Origin of the sequence: Nostoc sp. (genome assembly GCF_036919495.1) — a bacterium.
Taxonomy (GTDB): Bacteria; Cyanobacteriota; Cyanobacteriia; order Cyanobacteriales; family Nostocaceae; genus Nostoc.
Genome location: NZ_JBALBZ010000106.1, coordinates 1 through 4781 on the forward strand (window position 1 = coordinate 1; position 4781 = coordinate 4781).

The 4781-nt window shown below is 41.5% G+C and carries 5 protein-coding genes and 1 pseudogene; all 6 read right to left on the bottom strand.

The genetic code is table 11. From position 1 onward, the window contains the following. The coding region (locus tag V7K25_RS15165) for an ATP-binding cassette domain-containing protein (protein WP_335159227.1) at nt 1-569 on the bottom strand (569 nt) is incomplete at its 3' end. Between the two features lie 135 nt (nt 570-704). After that, nucleotides 705-1343 (bottom strand): histidine phosphatase family protein, encoded by a 639-nt coding sequence (locus tag V7K25_RS15170; RefSeq protein ID WP_335159229.1) that lies wholly within the window; start codon nt 1341-1343, stop codon nt 705-707. A gap of 180 nt (nt 1344-1523) precedes the next feature. Next, the gene (locus V7K25_RS15175) at nt 1524-1691 is read right to left on the bottom strand and encodes a hypothetical protein (protein WP_335159231.1); all 168 of its coding nucleotides are present in this window, start codon (nt 1689-1691) and stop codon (nt 1524-1526) included. 22 nt (nt 1692-1713) lie between these two features. Next, nucleotides 1714-1968 (bottom strand): DUF1816 domain-containing protein, encoded by a 255-nt coding sequence (locus tag V7K25_RS15180; RefSeq protein WP_335159233.1) that lies wholly within the window; start codon nt 1966-1968, stop codon nt 1714-1716. Next, nucleotides 1965-2291: a DUF6444 domain-containing protein gene (locus tag V7K25_RS15185; RefSeq protein ID WP_335159235.1), complete on the bottom strand. Its 327-nt coding sequence runs from the start codon at nt 2289-2291 to the stop codon at nt 1965-1967. The genes V7K25_RS15180 and V7K25_RS15185 overlap by 4 nt, the downstream gene beginning before the upstream one ends. Before the next feature lie 276 nt (nt 2292-2567). Further along, a pseudogene (locus V7K25_RS15190) lies at nt 2568-4773 on the bottom strand (glycogen/starch/alpha-glucan phosphorylase). Between the last annotated feature and the right edge of the window lie 8 nt (nt 4774-4781).

The window sequence follows — 4781 nt, forward strand, 5'->3', positions numbered from 1 at the left end:
GCGGAACAAGGTTCATCCATAAGTATAACTTCTGGTTGCCCAGCGATCGCTCGCGCAATACACAACCGTTGTTGTTGACCACCAGATAAGGCTAAACCACTTTGTCGCAGTTTGTCTTTGACTTCATCCCACAAAGCCGATCGGCGTAGACTCCGTTCTACCAATTCATCCATGTTATCTTTGTAGCCGCAAACTCTGGCTCCAAAAGCAACATTGTCATAAATAGATTTAGGAAACGGGTTTGCTTTTTGAAAAACCATCCCAATTCGACGACGCACCTCTACAGCATCAATTTCTGGTGCATACAAATTTTTATCGTAAAAATAAACTTTACCTTCGACTCGAGATGACTCAATCAGGTCGTTAAGACGGTTATAGCATCGCAGTAATGTACTTTTGCCACAACCAGAAGGGCCGATAAAAGCTGTAACCTGATTTTTGGGAATATTTAGCCAAATATTCCGCAACGCTAGAAACTTCCCGTAATAAACGTTGAGGTTTTCTGTGCGTAAAACGGTGTCAGTATCATTTACTATGCTAGTGTTATTAACTGTCAAATTGTTTAGCATTGATTTTATTGGCCGCTCTATATGGACTAAGTAAAGCTTTGCGTAAAATTGTAGCGAATTGAGGGTTGAAATTTAAACGCTCCAGGGGCGCAAAGGTACGCAGAGAATTCGCGCTCGTATTAATGAAATATTGTACTAAGTGCCTGGTAAATTCCGCAGATGTTCTGGTAGATGGTAGCGATCGCCCAATACTTGCAGTAAGGGGCCATGAATATCAAATTTGACAATACTGACTGAAGCCACAAGCGTATTAATGCGATCGCGGTAACGCCCTAGATCGATACCTAACAGACTACAAAGTACAATTCGGAGTGTTGCTTTGTGGGCAACTACCAAAACATTACCAGTTGAATAATTTTTTTCAATCTCTGCAATCACTATGGAAGCTCGGCTAGCAACCTGTACAGCCGTTTCTCCCCCTGTGGGCGCGTTCCAAGCGGGTTCGGTTAACCAGCGAAGATAATCATCCTGGTAGTTTTGTTTAACAAACTCTACTGTTTGATCTTCCCACTTCCCATAGCTAATTTCTCTAAGTCCGTCCCGAAGTTGCATTTCTATGCCTACACTATCACATAATGGCTTTGCCGTAGCAATAGTCCGCTTCATCGGGCTGACAAAAACAGCCATCCAAGGTAGAGAGCAATAAGCAGCAGCAAATGCTTCCGCCATCTCTACACCTACTGGAGTTAATTCAGGATCTAACTCGCCGCAATATCCCCCTGTCTGGCTATAAATTGTTTCTCCATGACGGAGAAAATATAAATTCAAGCTCATAAAATAATCCTGGCTAGATAATTTTGCCTCTAGTAGGCACTTTAGTAACTGAGGGTGGTCAGATCCCCGACTTCGCAGAAGTTGTCGGGGAATGTCAAAAACTCAATTCCATGTTTCTTTAAAGCTTCCCATTCCCTGACATAGTATTCCACACCATGAGTATGAAAACTTCCATAAATACTATCTGTTTGTAGGCTGAAAAGATTTAGTTCTCCATCCTCGACAGGTGAGATGATATGTAGCAAAAGACAACTCAGCATTAGTTGCTGTTGCTAAAGACAAGGTTTCTTTAAACACCTGCTGACCAATTTCAGTATCATTGATTGCTACCAAGATTTTATGAAACATTTTTAAAATTCCTCTTCTTAGGTTAATCGCACATACTTGGTAAGACTTCTAGTTTCTCCTGAAAAATCGTCAGGACATCAGGCTGACATTGTTTGACTAGTGCAACGATATCCCTGGCTTCTTCCTGATATAAGTCTTCAACGTAGCCACTTTTATAAAGTTGTGCCTCTTTTTCACTATCAAAAGGGCCAAAGTAATAAATACAGCGCGGAATATTGGTGTTAATTTCTACCCACCAAGCAAACTCTAACTGATTAGATTGAAATAAATTCATCATAGATACCAATGATAAAAAAAATGACAGCAAGCAAGATGTTTGTCCTTCTTCTTGACTTTTGTCTCAAATCCTTTATTTTTCTTCTTGTACCCATCTTGGGAGGGCGGTTGGGAGCTATTCTCACTGCTCCTGAGATTGAGCTTGTTTAACTTTTCTTTGAGCTGCTCCAACTCTTTCTCTAAGAGGCCCAGTTTGGCTTCTAGCTCAACATTTTCTTGCTTCTGTTTCAGGTAGGCTTCATACCAAAAACTTGCCCCCATCTGCTCTGGTTCAAAGTCAGGGGCATTTATTAGGGTGGGTAGTAGTTGGTCATTAATTGCCATGTTCCTGATAATACAGTCCCTGTCAGTTTTTTGTCCATTCTCATTTAATGTTTCTTATTGCACTGACTAATTACGTTTGTCCTTCCCTGCGGGAGGCTGCGTCAACGGACACGCTCTCGCGTTCCCACTACAAATAAATCTGCCAAATCGGGATGCATCCACATAATTTTGTTTGTAGTTGGTGCTTTAGCGCTAAAGCACAACTACAAAACGAACTTGATTGACTCAAACTTAACTAATTCGTAATTCGTAATTACGAATTACGAATTATTTTACCTACACTTTTAAACCAGCCTTGGCTTGAACATATTCTGCTAGTTCAATCTTTACTGGTCCCGTATTCCAAATTTCTTGACAATATTCTTGGATGGCTCGGTCAGAAGAGAATTTGCCCATCCGTGCTGTATTGAGAATTGACATCCGCGTCCAGTGTTCCGGGTCACGGTAAGCTTGATTAACCTGGTCTTGAGAGTCAAGATAGGACTGGTAATCTGCAAACAGCATATACTGGTCTTGGTGCAATAGCGAGTCTACTAATGGACGGAACAGATTAGTATCACCATGAGAGAAAAATCCGGAGTTGATCAGGTCGATCGCTTCTTTGAGTTGAGGATTGTTATGGTAATAATCCCAAGGATTATAACCTTTGGATTTTAAATCATACACTTCTTCAGTTGTTAATCCAAACAAAAAGAAGTTTTCATTTCCCACTTCTTGGCGGATTTCGATATTAGCGCCATCAAATGTGCCAATAGTCAACGCTCCATTCATGGCAAATTTCATATTGCCAGTACCAGAAGCTTCTTTACCAGCAGTGGAGATTTGTTCGGAAAGATCGGCGGCCGGATAAACTCGTTGACCAAATCTCACATTGTAATCTGGTAAGAATATTACTTTCAAGCGATCGCGCACATCAGGATCGTTATTCACAACATCACCAACGGCGTTGATTAATTTAATAATCAGTTTCGCCATAAAGTAGCCAGGAGCAGCTTTCCCACCAAAAATAAATGTGCGAGGTGTAATTTCAATGCTGGGATCGTGCTTGATTGCTAAACTTCTCAGGGCAAAATTCGTAAAAATCGCGGAGAACATCACGCTTAAGTAACTCTGTATGTAAGGCGGCGACACCATTAATCGCATGAGAGCCAACACTTGCTAGGTTTGCCATGCGGACATACTTTTCACCACTCTCATCAATCAATGATAGCCGCGCTAGGCGATCGCCATCATCAGGATACTTAGCGCGAACTTGACCAAGAAAACGCTGATTGATTTCATAAATAATTTGTAAATGCCTGGGCAGTAAACTATTAAATAAGCTTAAAGGCCACTTTTCTAAAGCTTCTGGCAACAGGGTATGGTTAGTGTAGCCGAAGGTGTTTTGGGTGATTTGCCAAGCCTGATCCCAATCTAGCTGATGTTCATCCACCAATAATCGCATCAATTCAGCAACACCGATGGATGGGTGGGTGTCATTGAGTTGCACAGCATAAGACTGGTGAAAGTTATTTAAGCTCTCTTCTTTTCGCAAGTGAAGACGGATCATATCTTGCAAAGAACAAGACACGAAAAAATATTGTTGTTCTAAGCGCAGTTCCTTACCTTGAATCAACTCATCATTCGGATAGAGAACTTTAGTAATATTTTCTGAAACCACCTTTTTATTCACTGCACCGTAGTAGTCACCGACATTAAATACCTGAAATTCAAAGGATTCAGGAGCTTCAGCTTTCCATAGGCGTAAGGTATTGGCAGTGTTGACTTTATAACCGAGTATGGGTGTATCATAGGGAACACCTTTAACAACATTATGGGGAATCCAACGTACCCGATAGTGACCCTTTTCATCGTTATAGGCTTCAGTGTAACCGCCGAACTTGACATCTATGGTTTCCTCTGGACGAGGAATTTCCCAAGGATTGCCTAAACGCAGCCATTTATCAGTGATTTCAACTTGCCAACCATCCCGAATTTCTTGGTCAAAGATCCCAAATTCGTAGCGAATTCCATAACCAATGGCAGGGATTTCTAAACTTGAAAGGGAATCCATATAACAGGCGGCGAGACGACCTAATCCCCCATTGCCTAAGCCTGGTTCCTCTTCAATTTCGCGCAATTGTACAAAGTCTAACCCAGATTCCTCAACTGCTTGGCGCACTTGGTGGTAAATTCCCAAGTTGATTAAGTTGTTACTCAAGTGCGGCCCCAAGAGGAATTCTGCTGATAGATAACAGACAACTTTGACACCTTTTTTCGTATAAATTTCGGTGGTGTTGAACCAGCGTTGTAAAATGCGATCGCGTACTGTGTAAGCCAAAGCCATGTAATAATCATTGGGCGTGGCCGCAGCCGGAAACTTACCCTGAATGTAAAAAAGATTATCAGCAAGCGCCCGTTTGAGGGTTTCTATACTTAACCCTGTGCGATCGTCTTCAAATTGCAAATTTTGCAGTATTGGAGGTTTCTGAAATGTCGTCATAATTATTT

Excerpts from the sequence above, each read along its gene's own strand:
- V7K25_RS15170 (WP_335159229.1), bottom strand. The coding sequence starts at position 1,343 with ATGAGCTTGAATTTATATTTTCTCCGTCATGGAGAAACAATTTATAGC.
- V7K25_RS15175 (WP_335159231.1), bottom strand. The coding sequence starts at position 1,691 with ATGTTTCATAAAATCTTGGTAGCAATCAATGATACTGAAATTGGTCAG.
- V7K25_RS15180 (WP_335159233.1), bottom strand. The coding sequence starts at position 1,968 with ATGATGAATTTATTTCAATCTAATCAGTTAGAGTTTGCTTGGTGGGTA.
- V7K25_RS15185 (WP_335159235.1), bottom strand. The coding sequence starts at position 2,291 with ATGGCAATTAATGACCAACTACTACCCACCCTAATAAATGCCCCTGAC.